Below are 19,981 nucleotides of genomic sequence, written 5' to 3'. Positions count from 1 at the left end.
AACCGGCTGCCCAGGTGGCGCATTCCCGCCCTACGGTCCGGGCATGAACGAGACCGCGCTCACCGTGCAGCAGACCGCCCGTCCGCACGGCTTTCCCACCGCCGAGCACTTCGCCTTTGTTGAGTCCACGATTCCCGACCCCGCCGCCGGCAGCGCGCTCGTGGAGAACCTCTACTGGTCCGTCGACCCGTACCACCGCGAGATGATGGACGACGTGCCCGGCGGCTTCGCGCTCGACGCGCCGCTGGAGGGCCGCACCATCGGACGGGTGATCGCCTCGCGCACGCCTCGGCTGGCCGAGGGCGAGATCGTTTTCCACCGGCAGGGCTGGCGCACGCACGCGGTGGTCACGCCCGAGGAGATCCGACGGTTGCCCCGCTTCGACGAGGTGCCCCTGACCGCGTACTTGAGCGTCCTCGGCGGCACCGGCCTGACCGCCCATGTGGGCCTGACCCGGATCGCCCGGCTCCAGGAGGGCGAGGACCTGTTCGTGTCGGCCGCCGCGGGCGGGGTCGGCACGGCGACCGGACGGTTCGCCAGACTGCTCGGCGCCGGACAGCTCGTGGGCAGTGCGGGCTCGGCGGCGAAGGCCGCCCACATCACGCGGGAGGTGGGCTATGACGCCGTCTTCGACTACCATGACGGGCCCGCCGCCGACCTGCTCGGCAAGGCCGCGCCGGGCGGCATCGACGTGTTCGTCGACAACGTCGGCGGCGAGCAGCTGGCCGCGGCGGTCGGAGCGCTGCGCGAGTTCGGACGCATCGTCCGCGTCGGCACGATCAGCCAGTACAACACGCCCCACGCCCCGTCGCCGCGCTTCAACTACGCGGACATCGTGGAGAAGAGCCTCCGCATGGAGGGCTTCTTGGTCAGCAACTACCGCGACCTGCAGGACGAGTTGTACGAGTTCGCGGTGCCGCATCTGCAGAGCGGCCGGCTCGCTCTGGACGAGACGGTGGTCGACGGTTTCGAGCACATCGTGGACGCGTTCCTGGGAATGCTGCGCGGCGAGAACACCGGCAAGATCATCGTCCGAGACCGCACCCAAGCCCGTCCGTAGACCGGCCCCCAAGGTCCGCGCCGAGCGGCCTTCAGTGGGTGCGCCCTGGTGCGGTGCGGGCATCCTGGGGTGCGTCAAGGATCTGGAGTGGGCCTTCGCGATTCCCTCTCGCGTGCGGTGAGCTCGGCAGCGTCAGGCCCCGAGCCGCCTGCGGCACTGGGCGAGACGCGCTCCTGCATCGCCGCTGGCTGAGGGGCTGGTCGGTGTCAGGCGGGCTTGTGGCGGGCGCGGTAGGCGGACGCCTTGGCGCGGTTGCCGCAGCCTCGCATGTCGCACCACCGGCGGGTGCCCCGGTGTGAGGCGTCGACGTACAGGCGGGTGCAGTCGCCTGCCTCGCATTCGCGCACGCGTGCCGCGTCGGGGCCGCCCAGCAGTTCGGCGGACGCGCGGGCCGCGGCGGCCAGCGCGGCGCGCACGCCGCCCGTGCGCGCGAGGGTGCCCGGACCGTCCAGGCGCAGGGTGGGCGGCGCGGGTTCGGCGGCGCGGTTCAGCACCGCGAGATCGGTCGCGTCGTAGGCGGTCCCCTCGCGCGCGGCGATGGCCAGGCGGTACACGGCCTCGCGCAGCTCCTGGGCGGCGGTGAAATCCGCCTCGGTCACAGCGGGCTCGGTGTCGAGCAGGTTCGCGGCCACCGTCCAGCGCGCCAGGTCGACGGGGGTCGGCAGCAGCTCGACAAGGCGACTCCTGCGGGCGCCGACCGTCCCGGCGAGGTCGAGGCCCAGGTTCCCTCCGACGAACGTGAACTCCATATCCCGACAGTAACCGACTTGACAGGTTATGGAAGCACGGGCCAGGTTGGTAACCGCCTCGAATGGTTATTTCGGAAGGATGTCCATGGCGTCGATCACCGCTGCGCCCCTGCCCGCGGTCCGCCCACGGCGGCGCTGGCTCGTTCTCGGCGTGGGCGTGGCGGCCCAGGCGAGCTTCGCGCTCGGCTTTGCCGGGCTGCCGGTCACCGGCGTGACGATGCGTGAGGGCTATCACCTGTCCACCGCCGGGTTCGGCCTGGCCGTCGGCCTGTTCGGGCTCGGCACCGCCGCCTCGGACCTGTTGTGGGGGCTGCTCACCGACCGGCTCGGCGACCGCACGGTGCTGCTCGCCGGGCTCGGTTCGAGCGGCCTGCTGATGGCGGTGATGGCCGCCGCGTTCACCCCGGCCGACGGCGCCGGGCAGACCGCGCTGGCCATCGGCCTGCTGCTGGCGGGCCTGCTCGGCGGCGCGATGAACAGCGCGTCCGGACGTGCGGTGATGACCTGGTTCGGCGAGGACGAACGCGGCTTCGCCATGAGCATCCGGCAGACCGCCATCCCGGCCGGGGGCGCGCTCGGCGTCGCGCTGCTGCCCTGGCTCGCCGCGGCGCACGGCTATCGCGCCGTGTTCGGGGTGTGCGCGATCGTCAGCCTCGCGACGGCCGCGGCGACCTGGTTCTGGTTGCGCGACCCCGGCCCGGAGCAGCCGGCGCCCGGCACTGCCGCCGGGCGTGGCCCCTCGCCGCTGCGAGACCCGCTGGTGTGGCGGATCGCCCTCGCCGGAGGCCTGCTCACCGTCCCGCAGTTCGCCGTGCTGTCGTTCGCGGCGATCTACCTGCACGACGCACGCGGCGCGGCCGGCTGGTACGCCACGCTGACCGTGGCCATCGGCCAGCTCGGCGGCGGTGCGATGCGCATCTGGACGGGCCGGTTCAGCGACCGGCGCGGCAACCGCCGGACCCTGCTGCGGGCGGTCGGCGTGGCCACCGCTGTCGCGATGGGCGGCGCGGCCGTCCTGACGCACGCCCCCGTGCCGGTCACCGTCGCCGGGCTCACCCTCGCCGCTCTGCTGGCCAACGCCTGGCACGGACTGGCTTACACCGAGGCCGCCGTGACCGCCGGGGCGGACCGGGCCGGCACCGCGCTCGGCCTCACCGGCACGACGATCTTCATGGCGGGGTTCCTCACCCCGCTGCTGATCCCGGCCGCTCTGCACGCCTCGTCCTGGACGCTGGTCTGGGCGGGCACGGCGCTCGCGGCGCTGGCCGCGGTGCCATTGGCCCCACGCCGCGCCCGCTGACTTCGCCGGCCCAATGCGCCCGTTCGGTGCCAGTACCGAGGAAGGCCGCTAGTTAGTGCCACGGCCCACCGAGCGACCACGCCGACGTCAATGGGCTGGTCGACCCGTGCTGACCCGGCACGGACGTCCGCAGCCGACCGCGTTCGGCCGCCGGATCCTCGCTCATGCCCACGCCGCGATCGCAGTCGCTGCCATCCGCGACCTGGCCCGCACAACGCGACGGGCTCCCTGCCGGGTCGCTACGGCTGGCGGCCCGGCCGACCGTGTGCCGGGACCTGCTGCCCGACCTGAGAGCCTGGCTCCGACTCTGCCCCACAGCCAACACATGGTCGAGGGGGGCGGCACCGCGTCAGCGCCGTGGGCGGTCATCTCGCCCATGAGGACTCGCATCATCGTTGGTGGGCTCGAGGTCGATATATGAGGATGGCGTGGCCAGAGCCAATAGAGAAGCGAGTTCATGGAAAAGCCTCTCCTGTGAAGGAGAATGCGGGGAATGTTCCGGTGGCGCCAGTTATTCGCTGACTGAAAGCATCCATGGAGACGTTCTCCGCTGGGATCTGGAATATTCTTGCTTCATTGGGGACCCCGGCACGCCCCCCGCTTGAGGAAGGCGCCTTTGCGGGACATGCTCAGCCGCTGCGCTGACGTGATCCGGCAGCTTGGAGCGGCTTATCGTCCGCGTATCGAGAATCGCATACGTCCTGGCAACACGGTGTTGTCTTGACTTGGGGCATGGACTCCAACGAATTGGGTCTGATCTCCAGCGAAACGGCCACGGAACGTCGCGTCCGAACGATGAGCGAGCCGTCTCCCTCGTCCATCCCGACGACAGGACTCGCGGTCTTCGGATGCGGCCAGGACGAAGCCGGCCTGTTCCAGGAGATGGGGCCGCGCCTCGGACTGTCGCTGACCATCACCGAGGCCGCAGTCTGCGAGACCAATGCTGAACTGGCGCGTGGCAACCGATGCGTCAGCGTGAGCCACAAGACCCGGATCACCAGTCCCACGCTTCTGGCGCTCGGCAAGGCCGGTGTGGAATACCTCTGCACCAGAAGCATCGGCTACGACCACATCGATCTGGAGTGCGCTGAGCACGTCGGCATTTCGGTCGGCAACGTCGCCTACTCACCGGACAGCGTGGCCGACTACACGTTGATGTTGATGCTCATGGCGGTGCGCCACGCGAAATCCACCGTCCGCCGCACCGACGCTCACGACTATCGGCTGAGCGACGCTCGCGGCAAGGAATTGCGGGACCTGGCCGTCGGGGTGGTCGGAACGGGCCGCATCGGCACAGCGGTCATCGACCGGCTGCGAGGCTTCGGCTGCCGCGTGCTGATCCACGACAACCGATCCCACGCCTCAACCGACCACGTGTCGTTCGACGAACTGATCGAACTGAGCGACATCGTGACGCTCCACACCCCGCTCACGGCGGACACCCGCCATCTCCTCGATCGCCCTCGCATCGAGCGGATGAAGCCCGGCGCGTACATCGTCAACACAGGTCGCGGGCCTCTGCTCGACACCGAGGCCCTCCTTGACGCACTGGAGAGCGGAAGGCTGGGCGGCGCGGCACTGGACGTCCTCGAAGGCGAGGAAGGCATCTTCTACGCCGACTGCCGAGACCGGCGTCTCGAGAACGAGGCCCTGGTGCGACTGCAACGCCTGCCGAATGTGCTGATCAGTCCGCACTCCGCCTACGACACCGACCACGCCCTGAAGGACATCGTCGAGAACAGTCTCATCAACTGCCTGAACTTCGAGAAAGGGAGAACAGCATGAGCAGGTTGAAGGTCGGAGTCATCTTCGGAGGCGCTTGCGAGGAACACGCCGTCTCCATCAAGTCGGCGCGCGAGGTCGCGAGGAACCTCGACACCGAGAAGTACGAGCCGTTCTGGATCGGCATTTCGGCCGACGGCGATTGGAAACTGTGCGACGGCCCCGCCGCGGACTGGGAGAACGGCAGCGCCCGTCCCGTCACGCTGTCACCGGACCGAAGCGTGCACGGTCTGCTGGTCATGGGCCAGGGGGGCTACGAGGCGATGCGCCTCGACCTCGTCTTCCCCGTGCTTCACGGCAGGTTCGGTGAAGACGGCGCGATCCAGGGCTTGTTGGAGCTCTCCGGTATCCCCTACGTCGGCTGCGACATCCAGGGCTCGGCCGTGTGCATGGACAAGTCCCTGGCCTACGCCGTCACCAAGAGCGCGGGAATCTCCACACCGAACTTCAGGGTCGTCGCGGAGGACGAGAAGGTCGATCCCGACAGTTTCCGGTATCCGGTCTTCGTGAAGCCGGCCCGTTCGGGCTCCTCGTACGGCGTCAGCAAAGTCACCGACGAAAGCGAGCTGGCGAGCGCGCTGAGCGCGGCGCACCAGTACGACTCGAAGGCATTGGTCGAGGAGGCCGTGGCCGGCAGCGAGATCGGCTGCGCGGTCCTCGAAGAACGGTTCGGCGTGGTCACCGGCGAGGTGGATCGCGTCGACCTCTCGCACGGATTCTTCAGAATCCACCAGGAGGACTCACCCGAGACCGGATCGGAGAACTCGACGTTCATCGTTCCCGCCGACATCTCCGACGACTCGCGCCGGCTCGTCCAGGAGACCGCCAAGACGATCTACCGAGTCCTGGGCTGCAAGGGACTCGCCCGCGTCGACATGTTCCTCACCGACGACGGACAGGTGGTGCTCAACGAGGTCAACACCATGCCCGGCCTGACGTCCTACAGCCGCTACCCGCGGATGATGGCCGCCGCGGGACTGTCGCTGTCCGACGTGATCGACCGGCTCGTCTCGATGGCACTGCACGGGAAGAAGCGATGAACGACGACTTCGTCTACGTCGACGAATGGGTGCCGGGCGTCCGCTGGGATGCCAAGTACGCCACCTGGGACAACTTCACCGGCAAGCCGGTGGACGGCTATCTCGCGAATCGCATCGTCGGCACCCGGCCCCTGTGCGCGGCCCTGGAGCAAGCACGCGAGAAGGCGGCCTCCCATGGCCTCGGGCTGCTCCTCTGGGACGGATATCGCCCCCAACGCGCCGTCGACTGCTTCCTGCGCTGGTCGGAACAGCCTGAGGACGGCCGGACCAAACCGCGGCACTACCCGAACATCGACCGGCCCCAGATGTTCGAGAACGGATATGTGGTCGCGAAGTCGGGCCACAGCAGGGGCAGCACCGTCGACCTGACCCTCTATCACCTCGCCACCGGTGAACTCGTTCCCATGGGTGGCGGCCACGACCTCATGGATCCGATCTCACATCATCGAGCCCGAGGAATCACGCCTACCGAGACCCAGAACCGTGAGCATCTCCGCTCCATCATGGAGGACTGCGGATTCGATCGGTACGACTGCGAATGGTGGCACTACACGCTGAGGAACGAGCCCCATCCTGATGTCTACTTCGACTTTCCCATCACGTGATCGGAGTCTCCACTGCATCTCGCAGTGGGGACACTTGGAACGCAACGACGACGTCGTCATGCGGCGCACCGGTCCATCAGGGCTGGAGGTCTTCCTGGGTGGTCCTGATCCATCGCGACTGCACGACTGGGCCTCCGATGGATACCGCTCAAGCGAGGAATACCTGTTCTGGTCCCGCAAGGTCTGCGGTCTGGCGTGCCTGCAGTCGCTGCTCCTGGGCTGGACCGACATCCGACTGCCGATGGGCGAACTCCTCGCGCTGGCCCTCGACCGGGGCTGCTACGTGGTGGAGCCCTCCGGCGAGGTTCAAGGACTCATCTACCGGCCGTTCATGGCCTGGGTCGGCTCGCAGTTCGGTTTCCACTGCGAACTGGTCGAGCACACCCCCATGCACGTCTCCAGCCGAGAGGTGCGACCCGGGCAGGTCATGATCGCGTCAGTATCACCTGATATTCGGGACCCGAACACCCCTGCGCCCCAACGCGGAGGCCACCTCGTGCTGGTCTATGCGGTCGATTACGGTGTCGTGCGGTTCCATAATCCGTCGGGCTACTCGCACAATTCAGACTCCGTGTCATTGCCCATGCAGGTATTCGAGCGGTTTCACGCGAGCCGCGGAATCTTGATCAGAGAGGCATCGTGATGCCAAGCGAGCCGCCACCGCGCGTCGTCGTCGCCGGTGGCCATTCCGCCGGGCACATCGAGCCCGCGATGAACCTCGCCGACGCCCTGCGCCGCCTGGAACCCACGGCCGAGATCACCGCCCTCGGCACCGTCCGCGGCCTGGACACCACCCTCGTCCCCGCCCGCGGCTACCCGCTCGAACTCATCCCGCCGGCGCCGCTGCCGCGCAAACTGAACCGGGCCCTGCTGGGAACGCCGGGCAGGCTGCGCGACTCGGTGCGGGCGGCCGAGGCCGTGCTCGACCGCGTCCGGGCCGAGGTCGTGGTGGGCTTCGGCGGCTACGTGGCCATGCCCGCCTACCTCGCCGCCCACAGGCGGGGCCTGCCGATCGTCATCCACGAGGCGAACGCCCGGCCCGGAGTGGCCAACCGGCTGGCGGCCCGGATGACGACGCACGTGTTCACCGCCGCGCCGAGTGTCCGGCTGGCTCACGCCACCGCCATCGGGATTCCGCTGCGGCCGGCGGTCAGCGGGCTCGACCGGCCCGGGCTGCGCGACGCCGCCCGACGCCGGTTCGGACTGCGGCCCGACGGGCCGGTACTGATGGTGACCGGTGGCTTGCTCGGGAGCGATGACATGCGCCGAACTGGCCGCCGTCGGCCCGCGCGTCGGCGGCCGGCGCACCGGACGCGGACGTCGCCCTGGCTCGGCACGTGCTCATCGCGGTCGCTGAGAAGCGAAGTACCGCCTCACGAGGATTGGAGTGAGCCAAGGTCACGGTCGGAAGCGCACAAGGTCTACGAGCGACGCGGGTACACCGGCCAAGCTGGAATCTCGTCCTGCTTCCTACGGGACCTGCCGTGGGTAGCCGTACCTTGATGCGGAGCCCGCCGCCCGCGCGCGGACTAAGCGAGAGCGTTCCTTCGTGAGCCTGGGTGATGCTCTTGGCGATCGTCAGTCCGAGGCCGGCGCCCACGTGGTCGCTGCGGACGCGTTCGGTGCCGCGCTGGAACGGCTCGGTGAGGTTGGAGACCACGTGCGGGCTGAGCTTGTCGCCGGTGTTCTCGACCGTGAGCACGGCGCCCTCGGGACCGACAGCGGTGCTGACCCGGACGGTGCCGTCTTCGGGCAGGTTGTGGACGATCGCGTTGTGCAGGAGATTCGTGGTCAACTGCAGCAGGAGCGCCTGGGACCCAATGGTCGGGGTGATGTCCCCGGAGGTCTCGAGGACGACGCCATGCTTCTCAGCGAGGGGGAGGAGCGTCTCGGTGGCCTCCTCCGCGATGAGAGACAGATCGACGTCGTCTCGGGCGAAGGTGCGCTGGTCGGCGCGGCTGAGCAGCAGCAGTGCCTCGGTGAGGTCGATCGCTCGGGCGTTGACGGCGCGGAGGCGTTCATCGAACTCGCTGCTCTCCCGGCTCGGATCGTTGCGAGCGACGTCGAGCATGGTCTGCATGATCGCAAGTGGGGTACGCAGCTCGTGAGAGGCGTTGGCCGCGAAGCGCTGCTGTTCGGCGACATGCGCTTCGAGCCGCGCGAGCATGCCGTCGAAGGCGTCAGCGAGCTCTCGGAACTCGTCCCTGCGCCCCTCCAACTCGATCCGGTGAGAGAGCGACCCCCTCGCAGCCGCGCGCGTGGCATCGGTGATGCTGGTCAGCGGGACCAGCATCCGCCCGGCGAGAACCCACCCCCCGGCGAGGCCGAACACCAGCAGGAACGCCAGCACCAGTATCGCGGCCGGGACGAAGACGGCCGGACCGAAGCTGCCTGGTTCGAAGGTGCGGAGGAAGTCGCGCGGACCGGGGACGAACAGCCCCTTCGACCGTCCTCGCAGGAGGAACACCCACACGGCGGCGAGCAGTAAGGTGCCCGCGATCATGAGGAATCCGACGTAGCTGAGGGTGAGCTTGAGGCGGACGCTCAACCCAGGTGCCCTATCCACGTTGTCTTTCCTCGTTCTCGGCGTCCGGTCCTGTGCCGCTGCGGTGGCCGACGCCGCGCACCGTGGCGATCAGCCAGGGCCCGCCGAGCCGCTTGCGCGGCAAGTACGAGTTGTCGCGCTCGAAACCGCATGCAGGCCGACAACGCCACAAGCAGGACGCGCGAACGGCAGCGCACCCGCCTCGTTCCCAGCCCCAGAGTACGGGCCGGTACTCACTGATCAGTTGATCGAGCTCCAACATGATCGTGTGTGACGGCAGGATCCCAGCCTCTTCCATGCCGCCGACCGCCAGGCCTTCGCAGAGCCGGCACCAAGCCGCAAAGTGCCCGGGTCACGATGGCGTGTGTGGGAATTGAACCCACGACTACGGATGAAGGGCCGCGCAGAGGGCGGGGACGGCGACACCGATCGGCTCCCTGATCACCTCGGTGGCGAGGTCGTCGTACGGTGTCGGGTCACGGTTGATGATCACTAGTGTGGCCCCGGCCTCGACGGCGACCCGGCACAGTGCGGCTGCGGGCTCGACCAGCAGCGAACTGCCGATCGCGACGAACAGTTGCGCGGCCTGGGCGATGGTGGCGGCCTTGCCCAGGAGGTCCTTGTCGAGGAACTGTCCGAACAGGACGATCGACGGCTGGAGGATTCCGCCGCACGAGGCACAGGCCGGGTCGTCCTCACCTCTGCGGAGAACGTCCTCGGTCGGCGTCTTGGCGGTGCACCGGGTGCAGGTGGTGGTGGCCATCGAGCCGTGGAGTTCGAGGACCTTGCGGTGCGTCGACCCGGCCCGCTGGTGCAGGCCGTCAACGTTCTGGGTGAGGATCCGCAAGGACAGGCCGGTGGACTCCAGCCGGGCCAGCGCCAGGTGGGCGGCGTTGGGTTCGGCATCGCGCCCTTCCAGCACCGACAACGCGGCCCAGAACCGGCGGCGCACGTCGGCGTCGGCGTGGAAGTCCTTGCGGTTGAACAAGCCCAGCAGCTCGGGGTTCCTGGTCCACACCCCGTTGGCGCCCCGGTAGTCCGGGATGCCGGAGTCGGTGCTGATCCCGGCGCCGGTGAGCACCGCGACCCTCGAGACGTCACGCGCCCAGTCCGGAAGATCCATGCCCGCGATGCTAAGGTCGCGCGAGGCCGGAAGCGACCGATTATCAGCGCAGGATTCACGCGGCGGCTCGACCTCGGGATGCTGAAGCCACGGGGCTGAATGCCTACCAAGTCCGAGAATGGTTTGGACCACTTCCAGGCTTGCCGCTGGGACGCCTGGTATCGACACTTCGCCTTGTCGATGATGGCCGCCGCCTACTTAACCGCCACCGCGACACACGCCCCAAGAGCCGCGGGCGGATCGTGCCGTTCACCCCGGCTGAGATCCGCCGTCTGCCGGCGCACCCGATCCAACCCCACCCATTGAACAACGAGCTGTTTTCAGCGAATGGGGCTTCGCGGTTTTGTAGGACGTAAACGGGTTTGGTGAGGCGGCCCTGCGCGGATGGCGCTTCGAGCCGGTGTGGTGGGTGACGTACATCACCGGGATTAGGACCGCCCCATATTTCCGGAGACGGCCGTTCCAGGTCGCCACAGTCAACCAGTTGGGACTGATCGGGGGACGAGGTCGGCGAGGGCGCTGATGGCTTCGGGGAGTGCTGTTACGAGGCGGACGCCGTCGGGGATGCGGTCGCGGGCCCAGCCGGGGCCGCCGATCACCGTGCGCAGCGGTGGGCGTGTTCCGGGGAGGTCGTCGAGCCAGGACGGGTCGCCGGTGTCGGTGGTCTGCGACCAGACGAAGACCGCGCGCGGGCCGATTCGCTTGATCGCCGCGCTCAGTGTCGCGGACGGCACCCGGGCGCCCAGCACGGTGACTGCGGCTTCGTCCTCGGCCAGCGCGGCGGCCAGGGCGTATACCGGGAGGCTGTGCTGCTCTTCGGGAGCGCACGCCAGCAGAACCGGTCGGTTGGCGGGAGGCGGTGTCGCTTGCACGTCGCCCAGCGGTGTTCGTTCGGCCAGGCATTGCAGGAGGACGGCCGACAGCAGATGCTCGACCTCGATGTAGTCACCGGACGCCGCGTGCTTGCGTCCGATTCCGTCCAGGACCGGCACGAAGACCCCGTCCCAGGCCGCCACGACACCGTCCGCGCTGAGGACGGCGCGCGCGGCGGACGTCATCGCCGCCGCGTCGAGCGCCATCGCGGCCCGTGCGAGACCGCGGGCACGGTCTGCCGCCTCTTCGGAGGTGATGCTCAGCCGGACGCGGTTGCCGCCCGCGCCATGCCCTCGCGGCGATGGCGGCCTGGCGGCGGACGCGCCGAGCACGGCCCGCGCGGCCTCGCCGGGGGGAAGGCCGGAGAGGATCAACCGCTGCATGCTCTCGAGCCGGGCGAGATCATCGGCGGTGTAGCGACGATGTCCGCCGGGGCTGCGCGCACTCGGGCCGATGCCGTAGCGGCGGTCCCATGTTCGTAGCGTCGACGGGGCCACACCCAGCCGTTGCGCCACCGCCCCGATGCCGAGTCCGACGTCCGCCTGTGCCTGAGGCTGCTCCGCCTCGCCCACGTCTCTCCTCCCGAGACCTCATCGGCCTGCTGTCATGACCCTTCATCCAGGATTCGTCGCCGGGGGCCATACCGGTTGACGTGGTGGAGCGCCTTTACGTGACATCCGCCAACCGGACGGCCCGTCGGCGCCGAACACCCGATGATGAGTACTTCGCTGATGCTGTTCACCCGTGACCTGCGGGTGCGTGACAATCCCGCGCTGGCCGCCGCCTGCCGGGCGGATCGGACCGTCCCGGTGTTCGTCTTCGATGACGGGCTGCTGGACGGGCCGTTCGGCGTCCCCAACCGCGTCCGCTTCCTCCTGGATGCCCTCGCGGACCTGCGTGATTCGCTGCGCGGGCTGGGCGGGGATCTGGTGCTCCGGCGCGGTGATCCGGTGAAGGAGGTGGCTCGCCTCGCCCAGCGGACGGACGCGACCGAACTGTTCATCGCCGACGAACGCTCGTCGTACGCCCGGCGCCGCCTCTCCCGCCTCCGGGAGCTCGGGCTCAAGGTCACCGTCCATCCCGGCATCACGGTGGTTCCGCCGGGGGATCTCACCCCGTCCGGCGGTGATCACTATCGGGTGTTCACGCCGTACTGGCGGGCCTGGGAAGCGACCCGTTGGCGTGGGATCGCGGCCACACCACGCACCGTCCACTTGCCGTCCGGGCTGCGAGGCGGCCCGTTGCCGACGTTCGCCGACCTGACGTCGGGCACGCCCTCCCCTGATCTTGCCGAGGGAGGCGAACGGGCGGGACGTCGGCGTCTGGCGCGCTGGCTGGAGGACGATGCGTCCGACTACGACACCGTCCATGACGATCTGGCCGCCGACCGCACGTCCCGGCTCAGCCCGTACCTGAAGTTCGGCTGCGTCTCGCCCCGCGAAGCGGCCGAGGCGGGCCCCGCCGGGTTCCGACGCCAGCTCGCCTGGCGCGACTTCCACCACCAGGTCGCCGCCGCCTTCCCCGACCTGCCGCGCGCCGACTACCGGCCACGCGGACACCGATGGGTCCATGACGAGGACGCCTTGGCGGCCTGGCGAGAGGGCATCACGGGGATCCCGATCGTCGATGCCGGTATGCGGCAGCTGCGTCGGGAGGGCTACATGCACAACCGTGCCCGCCTGATCACGGCGTCCTTCCTGACCCGTGACCTCGGCATCGACTGGCGGCAGGGACTGCGCCATTTCAACGACTGGCTCGTCGACGGGGACATCGCCAACAACGCGGGAAACTGGCAATGGGTCGCCGGGACCGGCAACAACACCCGCCCAGGCCAGACCATGAACCCGCTGCGCCAGGCGTCCCGCTTCGACCCGACCGGCGGCTACGTCCGCCGCTACGTCCCCGAACTCGCCGACCTCGACCGTTCGCACGTCCACCGCCCCTGGACACTTCCCGCCGCCCGCAGAAGCCCCCTCGACTACTCATCGCCCCTCCTCGACTTCGACTAGGGCGTGCACGGTGATGGGGATTCGGTGTATCCGGACGTGCGCAGGGAGGCGATGCGGTAGTCGGCAGGGGAGAGGTCGTGGGTTTTGTGGAACAGCTTGCTGAAATGGGACGGGTCGGAGAACCCCCAGCGGAGCGCGATCCGCTGGACGGATCGGTGGGCCATTCCCGGATCGGCGAGGTCACGGCGGCAGCGGTCGAGCCGGCGCAGCCGGATGTGGGCGGCGACCGTGGTCTCCTGCGTCTGGAAGAGCTTGTAGAGGAAACGCAGCGAGATCTGGTGGGCGTCGGCGACGCGCTGTGGCGAGAGGGTCGGGTCGGCGAGGTTGTCGTCGATGTAGCGGTGGATCCGTGCCGTCAGAGCTCGTTGCCGGGCTTCCGGGGAGAGCGCGGACTCGGCATCGAGCCGACGTGCGAGCAGGGCTCCGACCAGGTCGAGCGTGACGTCTCTGAGGACGTTCAGGTCGGTCTCGCCACAGGTGTCCGCCTGGCCCAGCGCTTGGAGTAGGTGGCGGTGCAGGATCGCGCCTATCCCGGCTTGAGCGTCGAAAGGCACCGCGACCAGGTCGTCCACGAGGCCGGGAGGCAGGGACAGCGCTCGGCGTGGGAAGTCCATGACAAGGTGGCGAACGGGCGGCCGCTGCTCCTTCCTCTGCCCATCGGTGGACGTCAGTGTTGCGCGCCAGCGCCGATGGCTGTCCATCACCAGTAATTGGCCGCGCCCGGCGGACGAGCTTCGCACCTGATGGCCGACGGTGACGATGCCGCTCTCGATCAGGGTGAGGACGTAGCGTTCGGGGTCGCGTCGCCGGATCAGTCCGCCTGTCCGCCTGATGGTCAGCGGCGAATGCGTCTGCCGCGAGATCCGGACGTCCCCGAGCGACGCCGCCGACAGCGCGGCGTCGAAGGCGTTCCGGTGCGGGCTGCTGATCAGAGTGGGGATGTCGTGCACACGCAGCGAGGTCTCGTGCCACGCGCCGAGTCGGTCGCGCGGCTCCAGGCCCCCGGTCGTGAAGTACGTGAGAGCCATGGCGACCTCCGTCGATCACGTGGTCGGAGGACCTCTCGTGAGGTCCGCGGGGACGACTCGGTGACTACTTGTCAGCATGGTCATCAGGTTCGCGGAGCGCTTGAACATCGGTGCTCACTCCACCGTGCGGGGTGGAAGGCGTGCGGTCTCCGAGGCGGCCCGCCCGGGGCTTCGGTGACGCCCTTCCCTGGAGCGGGGGACCGGGCGATAGTGGGCACCATGATCAGATGTCTGCTTCCGGCATCTTCCAGCGGCCTGAAGATCGACCATGTCGTCAACCAGGACGATGAGCCGTCCGGCTGGGAGGAGCCCGCCGTCGATGAGACCGACGGGCTCTGCCTGTTCCACCGTGGCGGCTTCCTGCGCGAGGCCGTCGGCCGTCAGTCGTTCCTGGATCCGGCCACCGGCTATGTCAACCTCGCCGGAACCCAGGAGCGGTTCGCCTCGCCGGCGGGCAACAACTACACCTTCACCGCGATCACCTTCACGCCGGACGCCTTCGACGAGCACGCGGGCGTCCTGGCCGGCAGACGCGACTGGGCGTTCCCGGTGAGCGCCGCCGTCGGCCTGCGGCACCGGGAGCTGTTCGGCGCCTGCCAGGCGGGTGTGGACCGGTTGGAGATCGAAGAGCGCCTCCACATGCTGCTGGAGGCCCTGCTGGCCCAGCCTCCCGTGGGCACCGGCGACGTCCACGGGTCGGCCGCGATGCGTTCACAGCATCGCCGGCTGGCGTCGACGGTCCAGGAAGCGCTCAACTCCGGCCACCTGACGACCGGCCTGGACGAACTGGCGGGCATGGTCGGCTCCTCGCCCAAGCACCTGAGCAGGGTCTTCCGGCGGGTCACCGGCCGCACGATCACCGCGTACCGCAACGACCTGCGGGTGCGGGCGGTGCTGGAGGACCTGGCTCAAGGCAGCGGCGCCCAACTCGCCGAACTCGCCGCGGAGTACGGCTTCGCCGACCATGCCCACCTGACCCGGACGATCCGCCGCCACCTGGGCGAAGCCCCGTCGACTCTGCGGCAGAGACTGACCGTCGACGTCCACGGGCCACGTGCTGGGGATTAGGCCCGGTTCTCCGCGGTCGTGGTCAGCCGTCGGTCCCGGACGGCCGGCCGCAGTCTCGGAGGACCAGGCCGAAGGCTGGAATGAGGGCCAGGATCGCGGCGGCGACTCCAAACGCGGTCAGGTCGGCCTCGGGGCGTAGCGAGACGCTGAGGACTGTGGCCGCGTTGGTGGCCGCGCCGCCGATGAGTACCCAGGTGCCGAGGCGCAGGCGGCCCGGACGGGGCGGGACGACCCGCGCGCCGAGGTCGGCGGTGATCCGGCAGGTGCGGACGGCCCCGACTGCCAGCGCCGTCCACCAGCAGGCGAGCAGGAAGGCCCGCATCGGCAGTGGCGTATGGGAGTTCACGCCGAGATGCACCGACAGCACGACGGACATGCCCAGCAACGAGGGGAGGGCCAGCCGGGCCGCGACCCTGCGGATCAGGACGGCCAGTCCGGCGACGGTCGGCCGGGGCAGCGGCGCGATCAGCGCGAGCCCGGTCAGCGTCAGGAGCAGGCCCGCCGACATCGGCTGTGAGTGGCCGACGGAGCGGGACAGTGCCGAGTCGGCCTCGACGCCCGCGTGGGAGACGAACCAGCACAGCGCGGTGACCGAGATCGCCATCGTCGTGGTGCGCAGCCGGCGCTGTGCCGGGGACCGGGCGGGCCACAGTGAGGGGTGGAGCCACATGTCGGCGATGCCCAGCAGGGTGTTGGGCCAGGATCGCCAGCCCGCCATGTCGATCTCGGTCTCCAGGTCGGGGCCCCACTGCTCCCGGAACGCCTCCGGGTACAGCCGCACCAGGGCGCGAGCGGGTGTCATGCCGGGGCCGCCCCGAGGTTGCGCAGGCCGACGTCGGCGACGTGGGCCATGGTCCGCAACTCCTCCCTGAGCGCCTCGCGTCCCGTGCCGGTCAGCCGGACGGGACGCTGGCGGCCCTCGCCCTCCAGGTACTCGACGAACCCCTTGGCCTCGAGCCGGGCGAGAGCCCCGTACAGGCTGCCCGGTCCGAGCCGGTTCCCGGTGAGCTCCTCGATCGCGGTGTTGATGGCGTAGCCGTGCAGGGGCCCGTCGGCCAGCACGCACAACACCAGGATCTGCGAGTCGTTGACCTGCATCCCTCCCCCTTCACCCGACGCGTACTACGCGGCAAGTATCACTCTTCCGGAAAGATCACGCCACTGTGGCGCCGCAGGTCCCCGGCCAGGCCGCGGACGCTGGCCGGGATCGTCGCGACCTCGTGGCCTGTCACCTGTGCCGTCCACTCAGTTGTTGACGTCGCGCCGCAGGAACAGGACGAGCGCGAGGACGTCGAGCAGGACGAACGGCAGCGCCGAGTGCAATGCGGCCCCGGTCGGCGACATCCCTTGCCGGAGGCGGTTGAGGGTGATGTCCTGCAGGACGCTGCCTGGCAGCCACTTGTCCAGGGTGGCCGAGTGTCCTTGCAGGCCCTTCTCGGCGGGCAGGATCCAGACGAGCGTGAGGGTGAGCGCGACCGGGATCGACCGGGTCAGCACGCCGACCGCGTGCCCGAAGAACGTCAGGACGGTGCCCGCGAAGGCGAGCTGCCCGGTGGCCTCGGCCATCGCGCCGAAACCGGGGACGTCGCCCATCGTGCCGCTGAGCGCGTAGGCGACCGCGCCCGCGAGGACGGCGGCGCCCACCGCGAAGGTGATCGAGGCGGCGAGCTTCCCGCTGAACACCTCGGCGCGCGACGGCCGGGAGATGAGCCAGGCGCGGATGGTGCCGCTGCTGAAGTCGCCGGACGCCACCACCGCGGCGCGTCCCAGGAGCAGGGTGGCGGTCAGGATGGCGGCCTGCCGGAACCCCCACAGCGGGGTGTGGTGCTGGTGGCCGGCGTTGCTCATCGAGAACAGGATGAGGCCCACGCACAGCAGGAGCAGTGCGATCGACGACCGGTTGACGAAGCGGAGGAGTTCCGCGCGGTAGGACTTCACGACTGGGCTCCAGCGGTGACGGGGGATTCGGTGATCGTGGACGCGGCGCTGGTGGCGGTCTGGAACGCCTCCTCCAACGTGGGGGCGATGTGGCTGAGCTCGGTCAGGTCGATGCCCGCGCCCGCGGCGGCGCTGAACACCGCCTGCGCGATTTCGTCGCCGTCCCCGCCGTTCTGCCGGATCCGGATGGCGGGCCCGTCGAGTTCGCCGTGGATGCCGTGGCTCTCCAGCAGGTTCAGCAGGCCGCGGTTGGCGGCGTCGCCGACGGCTCGCACCCGCAGGCTCGGCGGTCCGACGAAGGCGTCGAACGGGCCGTCGTAGCGGACCTTGCCCTCATGGATCAGGGTCAGCGCGTCGGCCGTGCCCTCCAGTTCGCGCAGCTGGTGGCTGGAGACGATGACGGCCGAGCCGTCGTCGGCCACCTTCCGGACGAGCTGGCGCAGTTGGCGGATGGCCTCGGGGTCCAGGGCGTTGGTCGGCTCGTCCAGCAGCAGGATGCGGGGGCGCGCGAGCAGCGCGACCGCGATGGCGACGCGCTGCCGGTACCCCTGCGAGAGGGCGCTGACCCGGCGGTCGAGCACGTCGTCGATGCTCGCCAGTTCGGCGACCCGCGCGACGTCGGCCCGGTCCGCGCCGGTGAGGGAGGCGTGGATGCGCAGGTTGCGCCGGGCGGACAGTCCGCTGAACAGGGCGGGCGCCTCGATCATCGCCGACAGCGCGCGGCCCCCGCGGACGTCGCCGACCGCGACCTCGCCGCCCGTGGGGCGGACGAGGCCGGTGATCAGCCGCATCAGGGTGGACTTGCCCGCGCCGTTCAGGCCGACCAGGGCGGTCACCCGGCCGAGCCGCGGGGCCCAGGAGACGGAGTCGACGGCCGTGGTGGCGCCGAATTTCTTGGTCACGTTGTCGAGCACAACGGGGGCGTCAGTGGTAGCCACGCCAGTGATAGTACACGCCACGTACTACGCGGCACGTATTAATTGGGAACGGGTCCTCCCGGTCGTCCGGAGGGGCTGTGGGGTGTCGGCGGATGCCAGGGGCGCCGGTGCTCGCAACGCCGCTAGGGAGCGGCGTCCAGGTTGATGACGGTGTCGGCGGACGCGATGACCGTGGGGTCGTGGGTGGCGACCAGGGTGACGCAGTCGTGGGCGCGGGTGCGGTCGGTGATGAGTTCGGCGATCGCGTCGGCCTGGGAACGGTCGACGGCGGCGGTCGGCTCGTCCACCAGGAGCAGTCTGGGGTCGAGGAACAGGGCGCGGGCCAGGGCGACGCGCTGCCGTTCTCCGCCCGACAACTGGTCGGGACGGTGTTTGAGGCGGTCGCCGAGGCCGACCTCCTCCAGGGCCGTGACGGCCCGGGCGTGGTGTCGGCGGGTGCCCTCACCTGCGACGTAGGTCGCGGCCAGCAGTTGCTCGGTTGCCGTCAGGGCGCTGAGCAGGTTGCCGGTCTGGAACATGTAGCCGATCCGCGCCCGGCGGAGGCGGGTGCGTTCACGGTCGCTGAGCCGCGTGATGTCGGTGCCGTCCAGATCAACGGCGCCGCTGTCGGGGGAGAGCAGGGCGCCCGCCACCGCGAGCAGCGTGGACTTGCCCGACCCGGACGGACCGACCAGCGCGGTGACCTCGCCAGGGACGAACTTCGCGTTGAAGTCGCGCAGAACTGGGGTGAGGGTTTGGCCGTGCCCGCGCGTGACGGTGACGGCGGAAAGAGACAGGCTCATCGGGAGGCTCCGAGCATGGTGAGCGGGTCGGGGGTGGTGACGCGCCGCAGCGTCAGGCAGGTGCCCGCCAGGCCGACGAGGGCGACGGCGCCGAGTGTGGCGAGGAGCGTCCCGGCGGGCAGGCTGAACGGCACGGCCGCGCCGAGCAGTAGTCCGGTCGCCAGCGCGAGCGCGCCTCCGGCGATCGTCCCGGCGACGACGACCAGGGCCGCCTGCAGCACCGTGTACGACAGCAGGCGCCGTCGGGAGGCACCGATGGCGCGCAGCAGCGCCAGCTCAGGCGCCCGCTGGACGGTCCAGACCGCGAAGAACGCGCCGACGAGCAGCGGCGCGATCAGGTACAGGAACACCTGGATCGAGGACATCGTCACGCGCTCGCCCTTGTAACCGGGAGCAGCCTCCAGAACCTTCGACATCGGCAGCGTCAGCGTGCCCAAGGCCCGGTCGGCAGCCGCCAGATCCGCACCCGCCTTGGCCCGGAGCGCCACACCGGACGCGTCCCGGGGCAACTGGTCGGCCGCGGTCCGCGTGCCGGGGATGCCGAACCTGATGGCACGCCAGGTGTCGAGCGGCAGATACGCCGTAGGGACATGCCCGTAGGACAGGTCATCGGTCACGCCCGTGACCGGAAGCTTCAGCCCCAGCCGGTCGACCGTGACGACGTCGCCCACGCGAACACCGTCGGAAGCGAGCTTCCCGGAGACCACCAGACCCGGATGGACGGCGTCCAGGCCGGTCCCGCGCCGCACCGGGGGAGCCGGGAACGTCCCGGGCTCGACGCCGAACGCGGCCATGTCGATCTCCAGGCCGCGATCGGTCGTCCCGCGGGTGATCGTGACGCCGAGGGGGGCGGCCTCGACGCCGGGCCGCTGCCTCCATCGGCTGACCGTCGCCTCGTCCACGAGGCTGCGGTTGAACTGGTCGGACTTGGCGCCGGTCGCGAACGCGACGTGGGTCGCCGGGAGCGCGCGCAGGGCGGAGACGGTGTCGTTCCCCAGCCCGGTGGTGAAGCCGGACACGATCCCGACGAGCGCGGCGACCAGCATCACCACCAGGCCCATCAACAGGAAGCGACCACGTGCCGCGCGGATTTCGCGCAGGGCGAGGAACAACGGAACCCCCAAGTTAGAGACGCTGTGTC

Annotated in this window: 19 protein-coding genes and 1 pseudogene; 9 read left to right on the top strand and 11 right to left on the bottom strand. The window is 69.8% G+C overall.

Going from position 1 to position 19,981, the window contains the following annotated elements; genetic code table 11:
* Positions 1–43: 43 nt before the first annotated feature.
* Positions 44–1,060, top strand: coding sequence for an NADP-dependent oxidoreductase (locus AB0L06_RS42910; RefSeq protein WP_500237489.1), 1,017 nt, complete (start codon positions 44–46; stop codon positions 1,058–1,060).
* 206 nt (positions 1,061–1,266) lie between these two features.
* Here the strand turns inward: AB0L06_RS42910 and AB0L06_RS42905 are convergent, their stop codons facing one another.
* Positions 1,267–1,809: a CGNR zinc finger domain-containing protein gene (locus tag AB0L06_RS42905; RefSeq protein ID WP_500237488.1), complete on the bottom strand. Its 543-nt coding sequence runs from the start codon at positions 1,807–1,809 to the stop codon at positions 1,267–1,269.
* An 85-nt stretch (positions 1,810–1,894) separates the two neighbouring features.
* Between AB0L06_RS42905 and AB0L06_RS42900 the strand changes: the two genes are divergently transcribed.
* The 6 genes from AB0L06_RS42900 (at position 1,895) to AB0L06_RS42875 (ending at position 8,039) form a co-directional block, all read left to right on the top strand.
* Positions 1,895–3,109 (top strand): MFS transporter, encoded by a 1,215-nt coding sequence (locus tag AB0L06_RS42900; RefSeq protein WP_500237487.1) that lies wholly within the window; start codon positions 1,895–1,897, stop codon positions 3,107–3,109.
* Between the two features lie 795 nt (positions 3,110–3,904).
* Positions 3,905–4,894 (top strand): D-isomer specific 2-hydroxyacid dehydrogenase family protein, encoded by a 990-nt coding sequence (locus AB0L06_RS42895; protein ID WP_500237496.1) that lies wholly within the window; start codon positions 3,905–3,907, stop codon positions 4,892–4,894.
* Positions 4,891–5,931 (top strand): D-alanine--(R)-lactate ligase, encoded by a 1,041-nt coding sequence (gene vanA, locus AB0L06_RS42890; protein ID WP_500237486.1) that lies wholly within the window; start codon positions 4,891–4,893, stop codon positions 5,929–5,931. Before AB0L06_RS42895 ends, vanA begins: the two co-directional genes overlap by 4 nt.
* Entirely contained in the window at positions 5,928–6,536 is a 609-nt protein-coding gene (gene vanX, locus AB0L06_RS42885) for a D-Ala-D-Ala dipeptidase VanX (RefSeq protein WP_500237485.1), read from the top strand. The genes vanA and vanX overlap by 4 nt, the downstream gene beginning before the upstream one ends.
* Before the next feature lie 34 nt (positions 6,537–6,570).
* Entirely contained in the window at positions 6,571–7,179 is a 609-nt protein-coding gene (locus AB0L06_RS42880; RefSeq protein WP_500237484.1) for a hypothetical protein, read from the top strand.
* Positions 7,179–8,039: a UDP-N-acetylglucosamine--N-acetylmuramyl-(pentapeptide) pyrophosphoryl-undecaprenol N-acetylglucosamine transferase gene (locus AB0L06_RS42875; RefSeq protein ID WP_500237483.1), complete on the top strand. Its 861-nt coding sequence runs from the start codon at positions 7,179–7,181 to the stop codon at positions 8,037–8,039. The genes AB0L06_RS42880 and AB0L06_RS42875 overlap by 1 nt, the downstream gene beginning before the upstream one ends.
* 40 nt (positions 8,040–8,079) lie before the next feature.
* On the opposite strand, the pseudogene AB0L06_RS42870 reads toward AB0L06_RS42875, so the two are convergent.
* The 3 genes and pseudogenes from AB0L06_RS42870 to AB0L06_RS42860 form a co-directional block, all read right to left on the bottom strand.
* Positions 8,080–8,829 (bottom strand): annotated as a pseudogene (locus AB0L06_RS42870) (sensor histidine kinase); the annotation flags it as partial.
* A gap of 637 nt (positions 8,830–9,466) precedes the next feature.
* A complete protein-coding gene (locus tag AB0L06_RS42865; protein WP_500237482.1) occupies positions 9,467–10,204 on the bottom strand; it encodes an SIR2 family NAD-dependent protein deacylase in 738 nt (245 codons plus the stop codon).
* Positions 10,205–10,680: 476 nt separating this feature from the next.
* A complete protein-coding gene (locus tag AB0L06_RS42860; protein ID WP_500237481.1) occupies positions 10,681–11,649 on the bottom strand; it encodes a MerR family transcriptional regulator in 969 nt (322 codons plus the stop codon).
* A 144-nt stretch (positions 11,650–11,793) separates the two neighbouring features.
* Here AB0L06_RS42860 and AB0L06_RS42855 point away from each other — a divergent pair, with 144 nt between their 5' ends.
* Positions 11,794–13,086, top strand: coding sequence for a cryptochrome/photolyase family protein (locus AB0L06_RS42855; RefSeq protein ID WP_500237480.1), 1,293 nt, complete (start codon positions 11,794–11,796; stop codon positions 13,084–13,086).
* On the opposite strand, the gene AB0L06_RS42850 is transcribed toward AB0L06_RS42855, so the two are convergent.
* The gene (locus tag AB0L06_RS42850; RefSeq protein ID WP_500237478.1) at positions 13,083–14,114 is read right to left on the bottom strand and encodes a helix-turn-helix domain-containing protein; all 1,032 of its coding nucleotides are present in this window, start codon (positions 14,112–14,114) and stop codon (positions 13,083–13,085) included. The two genes, AB0L06_RS42855 and AB0L06_RS42850, sit on opposite strands and share 4 nt — an antisense overlap.
* A gap of 219 nt (positions 14,115–14,333) precedes the next feature.
* On the opposite strand from AB0L06_RS42850, the gene AB0L06_RS42845 reads away from it, so the two are divergent.
* On the top strand, positions 14,334–15,182 hold the full coding sequence (locus AB0L06_RS42845) for an AraC family transcriptional regulator (protein ID WP_500237477.1): 849 nt from the start codon (positions 14,334–14,336) through the stop codon (positions 15,180–15,182).
* 22 nt (positions 15,183–15,204) lie between these two features.
* Here the strand turns inward: AB0L06_RS42845 and AB0L06_RS42840 are convergent, their stop codons facing one another.
* The 6 genes from AB0L06_RS42840 to AB0L06_RS42815 all read right to left on the bottom strand — a co-directional run bounded on the left by AB0L06_RS42840 (position 15,205) and on the right by AB0L06_RS42815 (position 19,964).
* A complete protein-coding gene (locus AB0L06_RS42840; protein WP_500237475.1) occupies positions 15,205–15,984 on the bottom strand; it encodes a hypothetical protein in 780 nt (259 codons plus the stop codon).
* Positions 15,981–16,280, bottom strand: a complete 300-nt coding sequence (locus AB0L06_RS42835) for a PadR family transcriptional regulator (protein ID WP_500237474.1) — start codon at positions 16,278–16,280, stop codon at positions 15,981–15,983. Before AB0L06_RS42835 ends, AB0L06_RS42840 begins: the two co-directional genes overlap by 4 nt.
* Positions 16,281–16,427: 147 nt before the next feature.
* Positions 16,428–17,120 carry a hypothetical protein gene (locus AB0L06_RS42830; protein WP_500237472.1) on the bottom strand — a complete coding sequence of 231 codons (693 nt, stop codon included), beginning with the start codon at positions 17,118–17,120 and terminating at the stop codon, positions 16,428–16,430.
* Positions 17,117–18,058 carry an ABC transporter ATP-binding protein gene (locus tag AB0L06_RS42825; protein ID WP_500237470.1) on the bottom strand — a complete coding sequence of 314 codons (942 nt, stop codon included), beginning with the start codon at positions 18,056–18,058 and terminating at the stop codon, positions 17,117–17,119. The genes AB0L06_RS42830 and AB0L06_RS42825 overlap by 4 nt, the downstream gene beginning before the upstream one ends.
* A 122-nt stretch (positions 18,059–18,180) precedes the next feature.
* Positions 18,181–18,840, bottom strand: coding sequence for an ABC transporter ATP-binding protein (locus tag AB0L06_RS42820; protein WP_500237469.1), 660 nt, complete (start codon positions 18,838–18,840; stop codon positions 18,181–18,183).
* Positions 18,837–19,964, bottom strand: coding sequence for an FtsX-like permease family protein (locus AB0L06_RS42815; protein ID WP_500237468.1), 1,128 nt, complete (start codon positions 19,962–19,964; stop codon positions 18,837–18,839). Before AB0L06_RS42815 ends, AB0L06_RS42820 begins: the two co-directional genes overlap by 4 nt.
* Positions 19,965–19,981: the final 17 nt, after the last annotated feature.

The sequence above is a fragment of the Spirillospora sp. NPDC052269 genome (genome assembly GCF_040679435.1).
Classification (GTDB): domain Bacteria; phylum Actinomycetota; class Actinomycetes; order Streptosporangiales; family Streptosporangiaceae; genus Spirillospora.
The sequence above is the reverse complement of the archived record's forward strand: the minus strand, read 5'-3'. Positions and strand labels throughout refer to the sequence as shown.